Raw genomic sequence first — 20,324 nt, forward strand, 5'->3', positions numbered from 1 at the left:
ATTACCATTGAAAAAGCTTAAAGTTTTAACTGTTGTTGGTACACGGCCCGAGATTATTCGTCTGGCATGTGTCTTGAATGCATTAGACGCCAATGAGGCCATTGATCATACCTTGGTTCATACAGGGCAAAATTATGATTATGAACTTAATGAGATATTTTTTGAGGATTTTGGTATCCGCAAACCTGATTATTTTTTAAATGCCGCTGGTAAAAATGCAACAGAGACTGTTGGGAATATTTTAATCAAAATTGATCCACTTCTTGAGAAAATTTCACCAGATGCCTTTTTAGTGTTGGGCGATACCAATTCTTGTCTTTGCGCAATACCTGCAAAAAAAAGAAAAATACCTGTTTTTCATATGGAAGCTGGTAACAGATGTTTTGATCAGCGGGTACCAGAAGAAACCAATAGAAAAATTGTTGATCATGTTGCAGACATTAACCTTACCTATAGTGATATAGCTAGAGAGTACCTATTACGTGAAGGATTATCGCCGGATAGGGTAATTAAAACTGGAAGCCCGATGTATGAGGTGTTGAATCAGTTTAAAGGTAAAATAGAAGCTTCCAATGTTTTGCAAGAATTGGGGCTGAAAAAGGATAAATACTTTGTGGTTTCTTCTCATAGAGAAGAGAATATTAGCAACCCAAAGAATTTTGATGGATTGATAGAATCGCTTAATCGTATTGCAGAAACATATGGTTTTCCCGTTATAGTCTCTACTCATCCACGTACACGTAATATGTTGGATGCTAAAGAAGTTGAGACTCATAAGAATATTCAATTTTTAAAACCATTGGGTTTTTCCGATTACAATGCACTTCAGTTAAATTCTTTTGCTGTATTATCAGATAGTGGAACAATTTCGGAAGAGTCATCTATTTTAAATTTTAGAGCTTTGAATATCAGGGAAGCACATGAACGCCCAGAAGCAATGGAAGAGGCTTCTGTTATGATGGTCGGCCTTAATCCTGAAAGAATTATGCAAGGCCTGAAGGCGCTGGAAGTACAAAAACGAAACCCTGAAAGAAATTTCAGAGAAGTTTCTGATTATTCAATGCCCAATGTAAGTGAAAAAGTTGTCAGAATCATACTCTCGTATGTTGATTATGTAAATCGAGTAGTCTGGTCAAAGTAGATTTTATGAAGAAAGTGATTTTTTTGGCATTGGGTTATCCACATGTAGATCGATCTACCATTTTGTACACTGATTTAATGCAGGAGTTTGCCCAAAAGGGACACGAAGTTTTAGTTGTGGCGCCTGCTTTTCAAAAAAATGATTATGGATGTAGGGTAGAAGGGAATGTTAAAGTGCTAAGAGTACCAACTTTGCCCTTGTTTAAAGTAGGGGCAATCAAAAAAGGTATAGCCAACTTGCTCCTTCCTTTTCAGTATAAAAGGGCAATTAGGAAATACAGCAATAATTTTGACTATGACTTAATAATATTGCCTACTCCGCCAATAACGCTAATTACCATTGCATCCTGGCTAAAGAAAAAAAGTTCGGGAAAAATATACCTTATCCTCAGGGATATATTCCCTCAGAACGCTGTTGATTTAAATATGATAGGTGAAAATGGATTATTGCATAGGTACTTTAGAAAAAAAGAACTCAAATTATACAATGTATCAGATGCAATAGGTTGCATGTCCAATGCAAATGTTTCATATGTTAAGCAACATAATCCTGAGGTAAATCCTAAAAAATTACATTTATTGCCCAATTGGGAGAAATTACCCGCTCCAATATCGCAAAAGGAGATATCTGATATAAGCGATAAATTTGAAATCAAAGATAAATTTGTAGCCATTTTCGGAGGGAATCTTGGGAGGCCACAAAAGATGGAGAATATTGTAAACTTGGCCAAAAGCTGTGAATCTTATAAAGATATCCTTATTTTGATTCTAGGCAGTGGTACAGAGCAAGGCACTATTAAAAGATTGATTTCTAAATTTGATTTGACCAATATAAAATTGATTGACCGTCTTCCTAAGAAAGAATACATTCAAGTGTTGGCAGCGGCTGATATTGGGCTTATATCACTGAGTGAGGAGTTTACAATACCTAACTTCCCTTCAAAAGTGCTAACCTATTTTGGTCTTAAAAAACCTGTACTGGCCTCATTGGACCTTCACACTGATTTTGGTCAAATGTTGGAGGAAACTAAATCGGGACTATGGGCTGAGGCTGGTAATATAGATGATTTAAAAAGTAAGCTTTTATGGTTCTACAATAACAAAGTAGAAAGAGATAAAATGGGTGAAAATGGGTATGTTTATATGAAGTCATGCTTGACACCAGAAATTGCACATAAGACTATCATCAGTAAAATAGGCTAAGCACGTTCACTTTAAAAATGTTGTTGGTCATGAGAACACACTATGAACCCAAACAACGTCCGAAATTCCTCTACATAGAAAAAATATGGCACAAATACACTACGAAATTTGTGATTTGGTAGAATAGCAGTTTAAAATGATATTATTTTTTACCTATTTGATAATAGGTAAACCCTAGTTCTTGGAGTCTATCACTATCAAATTGGTTACGTCCATCGAAAACTATAGGTTCCTTTAGGCTATTCTTGATTTCCATGAAATCTGGCGATCGGAATTCTTTCCATTCGGTCAAAAGCAATAAAGCGTCAGCGTTTTGAAGTGCTTCATATTTAGTCTTGCAATATGAGACGCCCTTTACATCTTTTAAATAATATGTTTGAGCCTCATGAATAGCTTTAGGGTCATAAGTCTGAATTTTTGCACCCAATGCGCTAAGTTTTTTTATAATGTAAATAGAGGGAGCTTCTCGCATATCATCCGTTCCAGGTTTAAAGGACAATCCCCAAACTGCAAAAGTTTTATCTGACAAATCTTTTCCGTAATGACTAATTACCTTGTTAGCAATAACATATTTTTGGCGGTCATTAACATCTTCAACAGCATTTAAAAGTTGTGCATCATATCCCTCCTGCTCGGCTGTTTTCTTAAGAGCTTTAACATCTTTGGGGAAACAAGAACCCCCATACCCACTTCCTGGATAGATGAAGCTATATCCTATTCGGCTGTCAGAACCTATTCCAATACGAACTTTATTTACATCAGCACCTACTAATTCACATATGTTTGAAACCTCATTCATAAAGGATATTTTAGTGGCCAACATAGCATTGGCAACATACTTGGTCATTTCTGCTGATCTTACATCCATTACCAACATTCTATCCATACTACTTCTAAAAAATGGAGCATATAATCTACGCATTGCCTCCGCAGTCTCTTTGTTATCAGTGCCGACAACTACCCGGTCTGGTTTCATAAAATCACTTAATGCGTCGCCTTCTTTTAAGAATTCTGGATTGGATACTACATGAAATTCAATTTTTTGCCCTCTGCTTTTCAGCTCTTGATCTATAACACTCTTAACTTTGTCAGCTGTCCCAACCGGAACGGTGGATTTGTCTACCACAATAAGCGGAGTGGTCATGTGTTTTCCAATTTCAGTAGCAACTTGAAGCACATATTGCAAATCAGCCGAACCATCTTCACCCATGGGTGTGCCAACCGCTATGAAGGCCATATCACAATTATCTAAACAATCTTTCAATTTGGTATGAAAAAGCAAAGTTTTATTTACCACGTTACGCTTTACCATGGCTTCAAGTCCTGGTTCGTATATTGGTATAATACCTTTTTTTAGATTTTCAATCTTTTGTTCATCAATATCCACACAAGTAACCGTATTGCCCATTTCGGCAAAACATGTTCCCGTGACCAAACCTACATATCCAGTTCCTACTATTGTTATTTTCATACTATGAATTACTTGCTACTATATTCAATGTTGCCAATTGTCTTTTAGTTTTTTAAGCTAAGACGTATTTATTTAAAAATTGATTTGTAATCAATCAATTTTTCTGTGCAAATATCCAACAAACTGGTCAATCAATAAATGGTTTTAGACAAACTTTTGATAAAACGGATGAAATGTACTTTTGGTATCGAAAATACTTTGTTTGGATTGAAAGAAATGCATGTGTACATGGGTTTAGAACAAACTAAATGTTATAGTATGCTCGATACCAATCAACAAATTGTTTAATACCTATTTTAATAGGAGTATTTGGACGGTAATTATAATCTCTTTCCAAATCGCTAACATCTGCCCAAGTTGCCTTTACGTCTCCAGGCTGCATAGGTTTCATCACCTTTGTGGCCTTGATGCCAATGGTTTTTTCTATTTCTTCAATAAAACTTAACAGTTTTACAGACTTGCTATTCCCTATGTTATACAAATTGTAAAGCTGTTCGGGATTATAAGAAGAAGTGTACTTATCTTCCAGAATAGGTACTATACCATTAATAATATCATCAACGTAAGTAAAATCTCTTTCCAAATCTCCATTGTTAAAGACCGATATTGAATTCTTATTAAGAATGGCTTTTGTGAATAAAAACATTGCCATATCTGGACGACCCCATGGACCGTAAACCGTGAAAAAACGAAGCCCAGTGGTTCTAAAACCAAACAAATGGCTGTAAGTATGAGCCATTAATTCATTACTTTTCTTTGACGCCGCATAGAGGCTAATTGGGCTATCTACTGTATGACAAACTTTAAAAGGAGTTTCTTTGTTGAGCCCATAGACGCTAGAACTACTGGCATAAACCAAATGTTTAACACTATGGTTCCTACAACATTCAAGTATGTTTAAAAATCCAACAATATTACTATTGATATAGGTTTCAGGGTTTTCTAAACTATACCGAACCCCGGCTTGGGCCGCAAGATTACAGACAATTGTTATTTGTTCTTTTTCAAAAAGTGCATTTAACTCTTCTTTGTTTTCTAGGGTTAATCTGATGAATTTAAAAGAGGGATATATATCGCTTAAGGCTATATTCCCAAAGGTCTTTACGATATTTCTTTGGATTCCTAGCTGCTCTAATCTTGCAAATTTGAGGTTAACATCATAATAGTCATTTATATTGTCCAAACCAATAACATTGTGCCCATTATCCAAAAGTTTTTTTGATAAATGGTAACCTATAAAGCCGGCAGCACCAGTGACTAATATGTTCATTTGCTTTCGCTTAAATAACCAGTTATTAATTTTACAAAGATGATAAATTAGAATTGTAAAATAAAATTTACAATTCATGGTATAGGCACAAAGATTGAGAGAATTTTGTTGGTTTGATAGCCATTTTTGGAAGGATTGACATACTGTAACTACTTCTAGACCAATTGTGCAAAACTTTTGAAATTTTAATTACATTTTCCAGTTCATTTTATCAATAGTCATGTTATTTTTCAAATTATTAAAAGATGAAAAAACAAAGAACATTAATCGGTTTATTTATCAATTTATCGAGTATTTGAAACGTAGGACGAATAGTCAAATTGATTTTCGCTGAATCATCCAGTAAAAAGTACTTTAGTATAAATTTCCAACAACCCTAAATGGAAACCACGACACAAAAAAAGATTTGGCTTTCCTCCCCACACATGGGAGATACAGAGCAAGGCTATGTAGAAGAAGCTTTTAGAACTAATTGGATTGCTCCATTGGGGCCTAATGTAAGCGGTTTTGAAAAGGACATTGAAGATTATATAGGAAGTAATGTCCAAGTTGCATGTTTGAGCTCTGGGACAGGAGCAATACATTTAGCTTTGGAACTTCTTGGAGTTGGTTTGGAAGATGAGGTACTTTGTCAGAGTTTCACGTTTGCCGCATCAGCAAATCCTATTACTTATCTAGGTGCAAAACCGATATTCATTGATAGTGAGTTAGATACTTGGAATATATGTCCAGAACTTCTAGAAGAGGCAATAATAGATAGAATGAGTCTAGGAAAAAAACCTAAGGCAATTATTGCGGTGCATTTATATGGAATGCCCTATAAGATAGATGAAGTTTTACAGATTTCTAAAAAGTATGATATTCCGGTAATTGAAGACAGTGCTGAGGCACTAGGAAGTCTTTACAAAGAAACTAAGTGTGGAAGCTTTGGAGATATAGCTATACTATCTTTCAATGGGAATAAGATTATAACTACTTCTGGAGGAGGAGCCCTATTGAGCAAAGATAAAGAGATTAGAGATAGAGCGGTTTTTTTGGCCACACAGGCAAGAGATAATGAACCACATTATCAACATTCCAATATTGGGTACAATTATAGAATGAGTAATGTTCTTGCCGGTATTGGTAGAGGCCAAATGGAGGTTTTACCAGAAAGAGTTAGTGCAAGAAGAAATAATTATTTGTTTTATAAGGAAAATTTATCTGGGATTTCTGGAATAGAATTTCTTGAAGAACCCACAGGGAGTTATTCCAATAGGTGGCTTACCTGTGTGTTAACTTCTTCTTTTGAAATGCGTGAAAGAATTAGAACCGCTTTGGACCATGAAAATATTGAATCTAGACCTCTTTGGAAACCAATGCACTTACAGCCTGTTTTTAAAGATGATAAATCATATACCAATGGAGTAAGTGAAAATCTTTTTAGAAGAGGTTTATGCTTGCCAAGTGGCTCAAATATGGATCAAGAAGATTTAATCAGAATATGTGATATCATAAAAAACCTACTTAGATGATAAAAAAGTACATTTTTGATAACAGTAAGCATTATGCTTCCAAGTGGACAGTACTATTCATCGATTTATGTATCGTCGGAGTATCATTTATCTTGGCTTATTTTATAAGGTTCAACCTTAGTTTTAATTTTGATGTACAAAGATTGTGGACCCAATTACCCATTGTTATCTCCCTGTTTTTAATTTCTTTTTTGATTTCGGGCAGTTATAAGGGTGTGGTAAGGCATACAGGAATAAAAGATGTTTATGCCATTTTCAATGCTATTTGTTTGGCCAGTATAGCAATTATCACCATTATTTTGACCAATCGGTATTTAGATATTGTTGAAGGATTCACTATACCATTGTCCATTATCATAATCAATAGTTTACTTACTTTTATAGCTCTTACAGCTGCCAGATATGTTTTTAAAATTTGTTATGAGAGCTTACTGGTAAGCAAAGGGTCTCCAACCAAAAACCTGATTGTTTATGGGGCAGGAGAGTCAGGGATTATTACCTATAATACACTGACGAATCATTCTAAAATGAAGGTAAAGGTTGTTGGTTTTGTAGACAATAATCTATTAAAGGTTGGTAAACAGATTAACGGAGTCAAAGTATATGACAAATCTATTCTAACAAAAGATTTTGTCAGATTTCACAATATTTCAGAAGTAATTTTTTCTATTCAGAACATTCGACCAAAACAGTTGAGGGTTTTGGTAAATGAGATTGTAGATCTTCCTGTTAAGGTGAAGATTGTACCTCCAGTGGAAGATTGGATAAATGGTGAACTTAAAGTTTCTCAAATAAAACAGGTACAGATAGAGGATTTGTTAGATAGACAGCCCATTAAAATAAAAAACAGTAAAGTCGTAAAAGATTTTGAGGATAAGGTAATTATGGTTACTGGTGGAGCTGGATCTATTGGAAGTGAGTTGGTAAGACAGATTTGTAAGTATAATTATGGAACCCTTGTGGTTATTGATCAAGCGGAATCCGCATTGTACGATCTTCAACAAGAGTTAAAGCAAGCAGGATTCTTTAATTTTATTCCTATAGTAGGTGATATTCGGGACAAAAATAAAATGAGGGTTCTTTTCGAGGAATATAGACCTGACCGAATTTTTCATGCAGCAGCATATAAACATGTGCCGTTAATGGAATGCAATCCATATGAGGCGGTAAAAATAAATGTTGCAGGTACTAAAACGTTGGTTGATTTAGCAGTTGACTATGATGTGGAAAAATTTGTTTTTGTTTCTACTGATAAAGCTGTGAACCCTACTAATATTATGGGAGCAACAAAGCGAATAGCCGAAATGTATATTAGCTGTAGACAGCAAGAAGGTAGGACTAAATTTATCACTACTAGATTTGGGAATGTTTTGGGGTCAAATGGTTCTGTAATACCATTATTTAGAAAACAAATTGAAAAAGGAGGACCGCTTACAGTGACCCATAAAGATATTACTAGGTATTTTATGACAATTCCTGAAGCATCTCAATTGGTATTGGAAGCTGGGGCAATGGGCAAAGGAGGTGAGATTTTCATATTTGACATGGGCGAATCTGTCAAAATCTTGGATTTGGCCAAAAACATGATAAGATTATCAGGTCTTCATTATCCAGATGATATAGATATAAAAATTACTGGTCTTCGGCCAGGAGAAAAACTATATGAAGAATTGTTGGCAAACGGAGAAAACACCCTTCCTACCTATCATGATAAGATAATGATTAGTAAGGTCAGGAACATAAATTATACCAAGACACGAACAAAAATCGATGAACTTTGTATATCTAACCTGTTCTTTAAGGATAATGTTGTTCAGTTAATGAAAAGTATTGTTCCAGAATATATCTCAAACAATTCCGATTTTTGTAAATTGGATGCCAACAATGAACAATCAGAAACAACAAAAGCTGCCAAATCACAAATTGCGCAACTCAACAGCTAAACACAAATATTTTATGAGCTCAAAATTTAAATTAGTGTGTTTGTCCTTATTAGCACTAATGATTTTTTCATGTGGACCAAAAAAAGGAGTGGTATACTTTCAAGATGCAAATCAATTTGAAACCCTTATTGATGATAATGCTTTTACCACTAAATTTAAGGTAGACGATTTAGTCAGTATAAATGTTTCTACTTTAGACCCAGAGGCAAGTGCGCCATTTAATCTGTTTCGAGGGGCGGAAGAAGGAGGTATAAGACCAGAGCAGGTAAACTATTTGGTTGATAAAAATGGAGAGATAGATTTCCCAGTAATTGGAAAGGTGAAGATAGTTGGATTGTCACCATCAGAAACTCAGCAACTTTTGCGAGATGAACTTTCAGATTATCTTAAAAATCCTATTATAAACATTAGAATAAGGAATTTTACCGTAACAGTATTAGGTTCCGTTAATAGACCTGGCACTTATGAAGTAAATGGTGAAAAGATTACAATAATGGAAGCGTTGGGGTTGGCGGGTGATATTAACATAAAAGGTAGGCGTGACAATGTCATGGTAATTAGGGATTTTGATGGTACCAAAGTTTACAATAGGATTAACTTAAACCAGAAAGATGCCCTTAAATCACCGGTGTATTATCTTACCCAGAATGATGTTGTCTATGTAGAACCGAATCAATCTGGAAAAACGGCCTCGAACTTGGATCAAAGAGCATCCATTGCCGTTTCCATAATCTCCGTTTTGATAACTTCTACGGTTGTCTTACTCACAAGGAACTGATTTTTGTTTTTCTATATGATTCCCCAAAATTCTATTTGCAATGGCAAGCACTTCTGACTTAGATTTAAAATCCCTATTGGATATCTGTCTTAGAAACTGGAAATGGTTTCTAATATCAGCAATACTCAGCATCTCAGCAGCTATGTTGTATCTAAGATATACTGTTCCTGAGTATAGTGCCACTGCAAAAATTCAAATCCTTGAAGAATCTAATCAAGCGTCTGAATTAAGTGTATTGGATGACTTGGACATTTTTTCTTCTGGAAAAGCAAAAATTGAAGATGAAACGGAACTCTTAGCAGCAAGGGATAACTTTATCCGTATTGTTAAAAAGATGGATTTGAATATCCAATTTTTCATATTGGGTAGTATTAAGAGTACTGAAATTTATAGAAAGGAAGATATCCCATTTTCTATTAATTTTTTATCTAACGATTCAATAATTAATAATACTAAGCACAATTTTTACATTAAGATTTATTCCAACACTTCATTTGGCTATAAGGAGAAAGAAGATGAGGCGGAGAGTAAATATGAGTATGGAGATAAAATAAAAAGTCCTATAGGCGACATTATTTTAACACCGAAGAAGAAATTACCAACATATAAAAACAAGCAGTTACAGGTTGTTGTTAATCCAATCGAATATGTGGCAGATAGGTATAGAAAGAAAACATTGATTAAGCCGAATGATAAAAAGCTTTCCAATATTATCAATATCAGTTTAACTGACCCAATAGAGCAAAGGGCAATTGATATAATAAACGAGCTTATAGGAATCAACAATACAAATGCAGTTTCTGATAAAAAAGCTGTTGCGGACAGGACAACAAAATTCATAAATGATCGTATTACAGAAATCTATTCCAGTTTATCCACAGTTGACGAAACAGCTGAAAATTTTAAATCGAGCAGAGGAATAGCTGATTTGGGTTCTCAATCCAATGTAAATTTTAATTTAAGCGCGGCCAGTGAGCAAGAACTGCAAAATGCAAACATTGAGTTAAGTATAGCTGGTTCAATGAAAGAACTAATTGACGGTCAAGATGGTTATGATATTATCCCCGAAGTAGGTCTCTCCGATCAAGGTATTTCTAATACTGCTCAGCGTTATAATGAGTTGGTGGCTCAAAGAAATAGGTTGTTGGAAAGCTCTGGTGAAAAAAACCCAGTTGTTGTAAAATTGGACCAGCAGTTAGAGGATTTGAAAAGAGGTATGAAGTCAAGTCTTAACAATGTGACCAATAACCTTAATCTTCAAGTGAATAGCTTAAGTAAACAACTGTCACAAATAAACTCTAGAATTTATGCGACTCCTAGTAATGAAAGAGCTTTAAGGGATATAACCAGAAGGCAGCAAACAACGGAATCACTCTACCTGTATTTATTACAAAAAAGAGAAGAATCACAAATTACATTTGCTTCGGCATCTCCCAAGTCAAAAGTGATTAATTCTGCTTATGGGTCCAATTTTCCAGTTTCACCTAAGAAGAAAGCAATTTACTTAGCTTCATTTATTTTAGGGTTGTTGATACCTTTTTCAATATTCTACACTAAAGATTTATTGGATAATAAGGTGCACAATAAAATTAACTTGGAAAAGACAATTTCGAGGAAAGCTCCTGTATTGGCAGAGCTTCCCAAGGTTAAAAAGAAGGAAAGTAAACTAATTTCCAGTGTGGACCGATCTATTTTGGGCGAATCGCTTCGTATACTAAGAACGAATTTGGATTACATGCTGAAAAAGAACGTAAAGCCTGGTAGGGGCGGAGTTATTCTGGTGACTTCAAGTGTTCCAGGAGAGGGAAAAACGTTTCTATCTTCTAATTTGGCAATGGTATTTGCAAGTACAAAAAAGAAAGTGTTGTTGATTGGCGCAGATATTCGGAATCCAAAATTGTATGACTTTTATTCTGATTTAAGTGTAAATGTGAATGGAATCAATAAAAGAAGAAAAGATTTAACCGGATTAACTGAGTATTTGTATGATGATAAAGTGGAGGTAAAGGAAATCATCACCTCCATTCATATTAATGATTGTAATGTTGATATTATTTTTTCAGGGAAAATTCCGCCAAACCCTGCAGAACTTTTAATGAGTAAGCGTTTTAAAGCGCTTATAGAACATACCTCCAACTCATATGATTATGTTATTGTTGACTCAGCACCTCTTTTGCCAGTAACAGATACTTTGTTGATTAATGAGCATTCCGATCAAACGGTTTATGTAACAAAGGCCGGAGTTACGGAACAAAAAGTTTTAGAGTATCCTATTAAACTTCAGAAAGAGAAAAAATTAAAAAACCTTGCCTTTGTTGTTAATGGAGTGAAAGATGCTAACTTGGGTTATGGAGGGCAATATGGCTATGGGTACGGAAAGACAGTGAAGAAATGGTGGAAATTTTAACGATCAGTAAAAATTATCAATCGTATTTTCTATCACAGGCAAAATTCTACTTAATGTCTTAGTAGATATTTTAATTTCCTTTATTGCTTGCAAATGCTTAAGATTATGCGCGTCAGATGCGCAAAAATCAATCATATTATCGTTAAGGAGCTTCATTGCGGTCTTCTGGATATCTGTTCCATAATGACCAGAAAGAGAGAGGAAATTCAGTTGAAATTGGATTCCTTTTGATTTATAGTATTTATATTCATCATATTTTTTGTGATAATAAATGTATCGTTCTGGATGAGCCAAGATTGGGAAATAGTTGCACTGCATAATTTTTTCAACAGCACTGTCAAAATTGAAGGATGGTTGTAGATAAGACATTTCAATGAGTAGGTGATGTTTTTTTAAAGGCATAATGGTGTTTTCTTCCAATAAAGTTTCAAAACCATCATCTATCATATGTTCTGCTGCATAATCAATATTGAACTTATCCAAACCTAGAGCAGATAATTCCTGCTTAAGAGAGTTATAAGATTCTTTTATTGTATTTGGAGTATTTGGATGGTAATGATTCATTATATGTGGAGTGCATATAAAATTGCTTATTCCAAACTCTAAAAAAAAGTTCAATAGCTCAACGGAATCATCAACGGTTTTACAACCATCATCTATTCCAGGTAGTATATGATTGTGCATATCCACCAACCCATGCAGATAATCTGCCAAAAATACTTTCTTCTGGAAAAAGCTGAACATGATAAAAATTTGGAAAGCAAAGATAGGGCATTAATGCTTGAGGCCTTTTGATTGAGATTACAAATTGAATGTTATAGTTCGCTTTTGGACAAATTATCTTTTCAAATCTATTTTGTAATGATGGCAGGGGAATCATTCTTTAGAGCTTCAACTGAGGAACGTTGAGACAATTAAAGGAACGACCTTCTTAAGATCTTTTTTAACAATTAAGAAATTGAAAGTACATGGACTATTGTAAAAATCATCACATTTTGTAAAGTAGGATTTAAATTGTTAAATTCAATGTTTTTTGCCATATCCTATTAATCGAAAATTTGACAATTTGCAGTAAATCTGGATTTTCAGTTTTCTATTTGCAATTGGACATATTTCAACCTTAATGAAAAGAACATTATTTGTATTCCAATTAGTTTTAATGATTACTTCTGTAAGTGCTCAACAGGATACGGTTAAAATATCAATTTCTTATACGGGTTCTAACATCCAATCGATTCTTCATAGTATAGAGGAATCTTCCAATTATCGATTTTATTATTTGGAGGAGTGGCTTGAGGATAATTCTGAAACAATTTCCGTTGATTTCAAGGATGCCAGTCTCGATGAAATTCTAAACAAAACTTTTGAAAACACCCCTTTAAATTTTTACATCCTTAATGAAAAAGTGATATTGAGTCAGAACAATATCATCTATGATGAACTTCCTCAAGGATATTTTACGGGACCTGTCAATGACACTATAATTAAAAGTGAAGTAGTATCTGAAAGTATATATACCCCGGTTTTTTATAATGAGGACAATAGTCGGGAAAGTGATGAAATAAAAACAGTACGAATTGGTAAAGAAAAGCCAGGGAATGTTCGTAAAACATTTAAACTTAGAGGGTATGTAGAAAACAGCAACAATAATTCCCCTATACCAAATCTGACCTTGATTGAAAGAACTAAAGGAATTGGCACAGTAACGGACCTTAACGGTAATTATGAAATAAACTTACCTCCAGGAATTAATGTGCTAGAGACAGTAGCATTGGGTATAGAAAAGCAAAGAAAAAAAGTAATCATTTACAATGATGGTGAACTGAATTTTAATCTAGTTGAGAGAATTGAACAATTAGAAGAAGTTGTAGTTCAGGGAAATCAAAAAAAGAATGTTGAAGAGGAAATAGCTGGCACAAACCAGATTGATTCTGAAGAAAGCAAGGATATTCCTTTGGTATTAGGCGAGCGGAATATCTTGTCCGTTGCCACAAAATTACCTGGAATTACCAACGCGGGAGAAGGAGCAACAGGGCTCAACATTCGCGGAGGTAAAACGGATCAAAATTTAGTGCTTTTAGACAATGCAGTAGTTTATAATCCCACGCACTTTTTTGGTATTTTTCAGGCATTGAACCCCTTTGTCACCAAAGGAGTAAAAATTTATAAGGGCAATATACCTGCGGAATTTGGCGGAAGGCTATCTGCGGTACTTGACATTACCACCATTGATGGAAATACAGAAAAATTTAAAGGTGAAGGTTCCATAGGCCCTGTAACCAGTAACATTGCATTGCAAATACCAATTGTAAAGGACACGTCATCTTTGGTTATAGGAGCAAGAGGAGCTTATTCAGATTGGGTCCTTCGTTCTCTTGATAATGAAGATTTGAACAACAAAGAAGCTTCATTTTATGATGTGGTCGCAAACTATACCCACAAATTAAATGAAAATAATAGTCTAAAAGTGACTGGGCACTTTAGTAATGACAGATTCAGTATCACAGCAGATTCCATACATCATTACAGCAACCGGTCAATTTCATTGGAATGGAACCACAAATTCAATGAGAAGAACAGTGGACATTTTCAATTGAACAATAGTCAGTATAAATTTGATATTGGATATGACGGTCCATCAAACAATGATTTTGAACTCGGCTATGGTATTGATGAAACAGAACTTAAACTGAAAATGAACTATGTGCCAGATTCGCTTCATTTTATTGATTATGGATTATCTGCCAAGTTGTATGATGTAAATCCAGGATATATAGAACCAAAAGGATCAAGTTCTTCTATAGCTAATGTAAAAATTCCAAAAGAAAGAGCGTTGGAAGGGGCTCTATTTATAGGAGATAATTTTAAAATCTCAGATAAGTTTGCAATAAATGCAGGTCTGCGCTATTCTTTCTTTGCGGTTTTGGGAGAGACAATTGAAAGAAACTACCAAGAAGGATTTCCAAGAAACCAAGATACGTTTCTTGGAACTACCAGTTATGGAAAAAACGATATTGTGAAAACATATGGCGGGCCGGAAATCAGGGCCTCCGCTAGATATTTATTCACGCCAGATTTTTCAATCAAGGCTAGTTACAACAATATGTATCAATATATCCATACTTTAAGCAATACCACAACCATTTCACCTATTGATACCTGGAAACTTACTGACTCCAATATAAGACCGCAACAAGCCGAACAATACTCCCTGGGGATATTCAGTAATTTTGAAGATGATAATTATGAGATCAGTATTGAGGGATACCTTAAAAATTCAAAAAACATACTTGATTTTAAAACTGGTGCACGCATTTTATTGAATGAACAGATTGAAACAGAAGTAATACAGGGTGATGGAAGAGCTTATGGCTTGGAATTCCTTTTGAGAAAAAATAAAGGTAGAATTAATGGTTGGTTGGGGTATACCTATTCAAGGTCGGAATTGAAATTTGATGGTCTCTTTACGGAAGAACGAATCAATGGCGGCAATTATTTTCCTTCCAACTATGACAAGCCACATGATGTTAGCCTTGTGGCAAATTATAAATTTACAAGACGATATAGCGCTTCGTTGAATTTTTCTTATCAGACAGGAAGACCTATAACTTATCCTATAGGACAATACAGTTTTAATAATTCGGAGTATGTGTTTTATAGTAACAGGAACGAATTTAGAATACCAGATTATTACAGGTTGGATATCGGAATTAATATTGAAGGTAATCATAAAATAAAAAAATTGGCCCATAGTTTTTGGAACATCTCGATCTATAACGTGCTAGGAAGAGCTAATCCGTATTCTGTTTTTTTTGTTTCGGAGCAGGGTGAGGTTAAGGCCTATAAAAGTTCAATTTTTGGAGTACCGATTCCTTCAATCACATACAATTTTAAGTTTTAATGGTGTTTCAACGTAAAAATAGCGAAGTATTAAACTGGGATTCTATGTTAGGGAAATCCAGAACTATTGCAAGATGTGTTTTTGCTTTTTATCTAATTGTATTAATAAATGGTTGCATAGAACCTCATGATTTCACCATACCAAACGGAAATAATCTAGTCATTGACGCCTTATTGACGGATGAACTAAAACGCCATGAGGTAGTATTATCTAGGGGATACAGTTTTGACCTGGATTCAACTATAGTAGAAACTGGAGCCAATGTAAAGATTATGGACGATTTGTTAAATGAGTATTCATTTACGGAAGTTGAAGGGGGTAGATATGTGTCGGATAATGAATTTGAAGCAAAAGTGGGAGTTGGCTATACTCTGCAGATAAGTACAAAGGATGGTAGTTTATATAGTTCAAGCTCGGAAAAGTTTGATGCCAACTCGCAAATAAGGAATATCAAGGCCGAACGAGGGATAAATTCTTTTGATAAGGATGGTGTAAAGATTTTTTTGGAAAATAACGCATTGTCAGGTAACCCTCAATATTTTAGATATGAATATGAAGAAACGTATAAAATAATAGCTCCTAAATATGTAAATCTTGATTTTAAACTAGAAAATTATGACCCATGTAAAAGCCCGGACACCTATGACTTTTCTATAGTTGCAAGGGATGAACAACAGAAAATTTGCTATGGTTTTCAAACATCCAGTGAAATTATTCAGGTCAGTACACAGAATCAAAACGAGAGCACTATTGAAAACCAACTTGTACGTTTTATACCTGCAGACGATTATATTCTTTCTCACCGTTACAGTATTTTGGTCAAGCAATATGTCCAGTCAGAAAAGGCATACAGTTATTATAAATCATTAGATGATTTTTCATCATCTGAAAGTGTTTTTACAGATGTTCAACCTGGTTTTTTGGAAGGCAACGTAAAATCTGAAAACAATACTGAGGAAAAAGTTCTTGGTTTATTTGAAGTGGCATCAGTTTCATCAAAACGTTTGTTTTTTAGTTACACCGATTTTTTTCCGGACGAACCTTTACCTGACTACCCTTTTAAATGCAGTAGTTTGGCAAGGCCCCCTGTTTCACAACCTCAAGTATGTAATAGCTCAACCTTTCCTCACTGTAGGGAGCGGTCGTTGTACATCTTAATCGATGATGGGTCTGTTGCCTATTGGAGTGAAACCGAAAATCAAGGCTGTGAAGCAGGTCCTTATATTGTCGTTCCAAGGGTTTGTGGTGATTGTACTTTATTGGGAAGCAACGAGGAACCAGAATTTTGGATTGAGTAATAGTAAATATGAACAGTAAAATTTTTATATCTCTTATATTTTTATCGATTTTGTCGGGTACACTCCCTGCTCAAACTAAGCAGATCTCTGTGTACGATAAGTACGAGGGGATGTCAAGTGAAAAAATTTATGTAGGTGTAAACACCACTTTATTGTTTACTGGAGAATATTTGTACTATACAGTCTTTTGTCTTGATGATAAAACCAAGCAACCAAGTAAAATAAGCAGTTACGCATATTTGCAATTGATATCTAATGATGGCACGGTAATATTTCAACACAAAGTAAGTCTTATAAATAGTCGAGGGCAAGGTGATTTTTTTGTTCCAACTTCAATTTCATCAGGAGTTTACAAACTTATTGGCTATACCAAATGGATGCGGAACGGAAGAACAGAATTGTTTTTTCAAGATGATATAAGCATCATAAATCCATATCAAAGCAATCAAACAAGAATACTTAAAGATAAGAGCAGCTCAATTGTTCAAAATTCTATAACTGCATCTGGACTAAAAATACAACAAGATAAAAGGTTTGTTCTTGAAGCGGATAAAAACACTTACCCTAAGAGAACCAAGGTCAATCTAAAATTGAAAAATTTTAGAGGTCCTTCTGGTTATGGTAATTATTCACTTTCAGTAAGGCGAAAATCAGAGTTCCCGAATAAGTTTGTTGATCAGAATCCAATAAGTTTTATTGAATCTCATAGCAGGGCCACTGCAAATGAATTACCTAAATATTTTAACATTGAATATTTGCCAGAAACCTTGGGTGAGCGAATATCGGGCAAGATTGTTCCTCGAACCGAAGGTACAAGCGTAGAAAATAAGATTGTGGGAATTTCAATTCCCGGAACTGATTTTCAGTTAAAAGCAGCCGTAACGGATTCAGAAGGTGAGTTTCATGTTGATATCTTCCAAAATTATACCAAACCTGTTATTATTGCCCAAATGCTGGAAGAAGGGGATAAGGATGCCTTTAAAGTAGAATTAATTCATGACCCGCCCCTGAACTTGGACAATCTTAAGTTTAAAGAATTCAGTATGGATAGTACAATGGAATCTGCCATACTGGAAAGGAGTGTTAGTAATCAAATTGAAAATGCTTACTATCAAGCAAGGCCGGATACACTTGAAATTAAAGAACGGAATGATCCATATGGGGGAGGGGAGATAGAAAGATATGATTTGGATGATTTTACCAGATTTCCCACTTTAATTGAAACAATGGTTGAAATATTGCCTTATGCATCCATTAGAAAACAAGGAAAAGACAATTTCATTTTCAATGTGAGGCTATTTGATAACTATGAAGGTCCACAACGAAGTGCTTTGGTGTTTATTGATGGAATGCTAATTACCAGTCATAAACGCATTGTTGAATTTGATTCGAAAACAATAAGCCATATTTCTGTGGTTAGGGAAAAGTTTGAGCTTGCTGGCAAAAATTATCGTGGTATGATAAATATTGAAACCTTCGATAAGAACTATTTTGAGGAAACATCAATGGAAAATATTGCGTATTTAGAAATTATGCCACCAGTTAAAAAGAAGAAATACTACCATCAATCTTATTCACAAGAAGAAAAGGAGAAGTATAAAAGACACCCTGATAATAGATATCAATTACTTTGGAATCCAAATGTAAAGCTTCAAGGTTCCGAAAAATCATTTGATTTCTATACATCAGATATACCTGGAATATATGAAATTACACTAGAGGGATTCTCGATTTTTGGAAGACCCGTTTTTGTGAGTCAGACTATTGAGGTTAGATGAAAGTAATATTTTGGTGTAGTACGTAGTCTTCAAGTATTCTGCAAACGTTCAATGCGATACAAGGACTTTTATGGTACAACACTTTTATATTGGATTGTAAATAGCGATAGAAAATTATGAGTTTTGTTATTCATACTGATCTTGTGTCTTTATTTCGTAGCCTTGTCACGGGGCTCCAGCCTTTTGCAATTGCCCAAGATGTAGAGCTAATTTTTGAATCTTCCTCAAAGAGTTTACTTGCTAAATACAACCCTGAAGAGATACTTTCAGAAATCACCATGCTATTAAGCCGGATTGTGACTTTTACTCCTCAGTTGCATCAAGTTAAGGTTGCTCTAAGTGGATTTGACCAAAATGGAGATCAATGTATTCTTACAGTAGAGAATTCTGGGGTGGATTTATCTAAAATAGGAGAAATCATATCAACGGTTAGTAGAAACCTTAGTGTTGAAAAACTTAAACAAGGAACTCGATTTGTCGTTTTAATCCCTATAATGACCAATCCTTTAACAAAGGATGAATTAGAATGTAATGATAATCTATTGCCCAAAAGTTACCCAATGTACTTTTCGGCAGTAAGCAAAAGGTTGAGCGTTCACTTCTCAAATACAGAGAATATGGAAAAAGCGGCATACTTAAGAGATAGTGGTGAAGGCGTATTCTTAAGAAAAGTGAATGCTGTCATCCATTCTAATATGGCGGATTCTGACTTCAAGGTGGATGCACTGGCATCTGCAATGGCCTTAAGCAGAACACAATTGTTCAGAAAAATAAAGAACCTTACACGAATGTCGCCACAGCAATATTTAAGATATGTACGATTGGAAAAGGCAAAAAAGCTGCTGCAATCAAAAGATAAAGATATGAATGTTGGTGAAGTAGGTTATGAAGTAGGTTTTGTAAGCAAGAGCCATTTCACACGTTCATTTCAAAATGAATTTGGATTTAATCCTTCGGACTTTATATAAACATAATGAAACCTAATGACAATTTTTTGCAACATTCAGTCAACTCAAATTTTTAAATCCATTTTAACTTGATGGCATAAAAAATAGGACACTATATTAAAAACACATTGTTATGAATAATCTAAAGAAAAACAGAGAATTCATTATTAAATATTTTAATGCCATATCTGGAATTGCAAAAACACGGGAGCTTTGTGAGAGATATATGAAAGATGATAAATTGATAGAGCATATTCAATTTTTTGAAGGGGCTTTTCCCAAATATGAACTTTTTATTGAGGAGATGATTACAGAAGGAAACAAGGTCGTTGTCCAAGGACGAGCAACTGGAATTCATGGAGGTGAATTTAATGGAATTCCGCCAACGGGAAGAAAGATGGATTTACCTTTTGTAATTCGATATACTATTATGAACGAAAAAATCATTGATATGTGGCTCATTGCGGATCAAATGATTCTTATGGAACAACTGGGTGTAATGACACCGCAGACCATTCAAGAATAGGCAAATCCGTTTAAAAGGTTCGTACAATCAAAGCATTTATTGTTTACATCAGATATTTAGCGATTTAATGAAAATATTGATTGTTTATACTTATAAATCCAAACAGTTCTTAAACAATTTGTTGTAAGATTATTTTCTAGTATCCATC

Annotated in this window: 14 protein-coding genes; 11 read left to right on the forward strand and 3 right to left on the reverse strand. The window is 34.5% G+C overall.

Annotation, left to right across the window (positions count from 1 at the left end; all coding sequences use genetic code 11):
- Positions 1-7 precede the first annotated feature (7 nt).
- Together wecB and CRO15_RS07155 are read left to right on the forward strand one after the other, a co-directional pair.
- Positions 8-1,141, forward strand: coding sequence for a non-hydrolyzing UDP-N-acetylglucosamine 2-epimerase (gene wecB / locus CRO15_RS07150; protein ID WP_097045124.1), 1,134 nt, complete (start codon positions 8-10; stop codon positions 1,139-1,141).
- A gap of 5 nt (positions 1,142-1,146) precedes the next feature.
- Positions 1,147-2,343, forward strand: coding sequence for a glycosyltransferase family 4 protein (locus CRO15_RS07155; protein ID WP_097045125.1), 1,197 nt, complete (start codon positions 1,147-1,149; stop codon positions 2,341-2,343).
- A 142-nt stretch (positions 2,344-2,485) separates the two neighbouring features.
- On the opposite strand, the gene CRO15_RS07160 is transcribed toward CRO15_RS07155, so the two are convergent.
- Positions 2,486-3,814, reverse strand: a complete 1,329-nt coding sequence (locus CRO15_RS07160; RefSeq protein WP_097045126.1) for a UDP-glucose dehydrogenase family protein — start codon at positions 3,812-3,814, stop codon at positions 2,486-2,488.
- Between the two features lie 244 nt (positions 3,815-4,058).
- Positions 4,059-5,084, reverse strand: coding sequence for an NAD-dependent epimerase/dehydratase family protein (locus CRO15_RS07165; RefSeq protein ID WP_097045127.1), 1,026 nt, complete (start codon positions 5,082-5,084; stop codon positions 4,059-4,061).
- Between the two features lie 380 nt (positions 5,085-5,464).
- On the opposite strand from CRO15_RS07165, the gene CRO15_RS07170 reads away from it, so the two are divergent.
- The 4 genes from CRO15_RS07170 to CRO15_RS07185 are packed head-to-tail and all read left to right on the forward strand — an operon-like array spanning position 5,465 to position 11,726.
- Positions 5,465-6,598, forward strand: coding sequence for a DegT/DnrJ/EryC1/StrS family aminotransferase (locus tag CRO15_RS07170; RefSeq protein WP_097045128.1), 1,134 nt, complete (start codon positions 5,465-5,467; stop codon positions 6,596-6,598).
- A complete protein-coding gene (locus CRO15_RS07175; protein ID WP_097045129.1) occupies positions 6,595-8,541 on the forward strand; it encodes a polysaccharide biosynthesis protein in 1,947 nt (648 codons plus the stop codon). Before CRO15_RS07170 ends, CRO15_RS07175 begins: the two co-directional genes overlap by 4 nt.
- A gap of 13 nt (positions 8,542-8,554) precedes the next feature.
- Positions 8,555-9,319: a polysaccharide biosynthesis/export family protein gene (locus CRO15_RS07180; RefSeq protein WP_097045609.1), complete on the forward strand. Its 765-nt coding sequence runs from the start codon at positions 8,555-8,557 to the stop codon at positions 9,317-9,319.
- A gap of 40 nt (positions 9,320-9,359) precedes the next feature.
- The gene (locus CRO15_RS07185; protein ID WP_097045130.1) at positions 9,360-11,726 is read left to right on the forward strand and encodes a GumC family protein; all 2,367 of its coding nucleotides are present in this window, start codon (positions 9,360-9,362) and stop codon (positions 11,724-11,726) included.
- 3 nt (positions 11,727-11,729) lie between these two features.
- Here CRO15_RS07185 and CRO15_RS07190 read toward each other — a convergent pair whose 3' ends face one another.
- A complete protein-coding gene (locus tag CRO15_RS07190; RefSeq protein WP_097045131.1) occupies positions 11,730-12,470 on the reverse strand; it encodes a tyrosine-protein phosphatase in 741 nt (246 codons plus the stop codon).
- 379 nt (positions 12,471-12,849) lie between these two features.
- On the opposite strand from CRO15_RS07190, the gene CRO15_RS07195 reads away from it, so the two are divergent.
- From CRO15_RS07195 to CRO15_RS07215, 5 genes are all read left to right on the forward strand, one after another.
- Positions 12,850-15,627: a TonB-dependent receptor gene (locus CRO15_RS07195; protein ID WP_097045132.1), complete on the forward strand. Its 2,778-nt coding sequence runs from the start codon at positions 12,850-12,852 to the stop codon at positions 15,625-15,627.
- A gap of 44 nt (positions 15,628-15,671) precedes the next feature.
- Positions 15,672-16,925, forward strand: a complete 1,254-nt coding sequence (locus tag CRO15_RS07200) for a DUF4249 domain-containing protein (protein WP_165769930.1) — start codon at positions 15,672-15,674, stop codon at positions 16,923-16,925.
- 89 nt (positions 16,926-17,014) lie between these two features.
- Positions 17,015-18,703 carry a hypothetical protein gene (locus CRO15_RS07205; RefSeq protein WP_133067225.1) on the forward strand — a complete coding sequence of 563 codons (1,689 nt, stop codon included), beginning with the start codon at positions 17,015-17,017 and terminating at the stop codon, positions 18,701-18,703.
- A 116-nt stretch (positions 18,704-18,819) separates the two neighbouring features.
- Complete coding sequence (locus CRO15_RS07210) at positions 18,820-19,671, forward strand: helix-turn-helix transcriptional regulator (protein WP_097045135.1); 852 nt, start codon at positions 18,820-18,822, stop codon at positions 19,669-19,671.
- Positions 19,672-19,783: 112 nt separating this feature from the next.
- Entirely contained in the window at positions 19,784-20,176 is a 393-nt protein-coding gene (locus tag CRO15_RS07215) for an ester cyclase (protein ID WP_097045136.1), read from the forward strand.
- Positions 20,177-20,324: the final 148 nt, after the last annotated feature.

This window comes from Flagellimonas pacifica (assembly GCF_900215465.1).
Taxonomy (GTDB): domain Bacteria; phylum Bacteroidota; class Bacteroidia; order Flavobacteriales; family Flavobacteriaceae; genus Flagellimonas; species Flagellimonas pacifica.

Excerpts from the sequence above, each read along its gene's own strand:
- CRO15_RS07215 (WP_097045136.1), top strand. The coding sequence starts at position 19,784 with ATGAATAATCTAAAGAAAAACAGAGAATTCATTATTAAATATTTTAAT.
- CRO15_RS07160 (WP_097045126.1), bottom strand. The coding sequence starts at position 3,814 with ATGAAAATAACAATAGTAGGAACTGGATATGTAGGTTTGGTCACGGGA.
- CRO15_RS07200 (WP_165769930.1), top strand. The coding sequence starts at position 15,672 with ATGTTAGGGAAATCCAGAACTATTGCAAGATGTGTTTTTGCTTTTTAT.
- CRO15_RS07195 (WP_097045132.1), top strand. The coding sequence starts at position 12,850 with ATGAAAAGAACATTATTTGTATTCCAATTAGTTTTAATGATTACTTCT.
- CRO15_RS07210 (WP_097045135.1), top strand. The coding sequence starts at position 18,820 with ATGAGTTTTGTTATTCATACTGATCTTGTGTCTTTATTTCGTAGCCTT.
- CRO15_RS07165 (WP_097045127.1), bottom strand. The coding sequence starts at position 5,084 with ATGAACATATTAGTCACTGGTGCTGCCGGCTTTATAGGTTACCATTTA.
- CRO15_RS07175 (WP_097045129.1), top strand. The coding sequence starts at position 6,595 with ATGATAAAAAAGTACATTTTTGATAACAGTAAGCATTATGCTTCCAAG.
- CRO15_RS07170 (WP_097045128.1), top strand. The coding sequence starts at position 5,465 with ATGGAAACCACGACACAAAAAAAGATTTGGCTTTCCTCCCCACACATG.
- CRO15_RS07185 (WP_097045130.1), top strand. The coding sequence starts at position 9,360 with ATGGCAAGCACTTCTGACTTAGATTTAAAATCCCTATTGGATATCTGT.
- CRO15_RS07180 (WP_097045609.1), top strand. The coding sequence starts at position 8,555 with ATGAGCTCAAAATTTAAATTAGTGTGTTTGTCCTTATTAGCACTAATG.
- CRO15_RS07155 (WP_097045125.1), top strand. The coding sequence starts at position 1,147 with ATGAAGAAAGTGATTTTTTTGGCATTGGGTTATCCACATGTAGATCGA.
- CRO15_RS07190 (WP_097045131.1), bottom strand. The coding sequence starts at position 12,470 with ATGTTCAGCTTTTTCCAGAAGAAAGTATTTTTGGCAGATTATCTGCAT.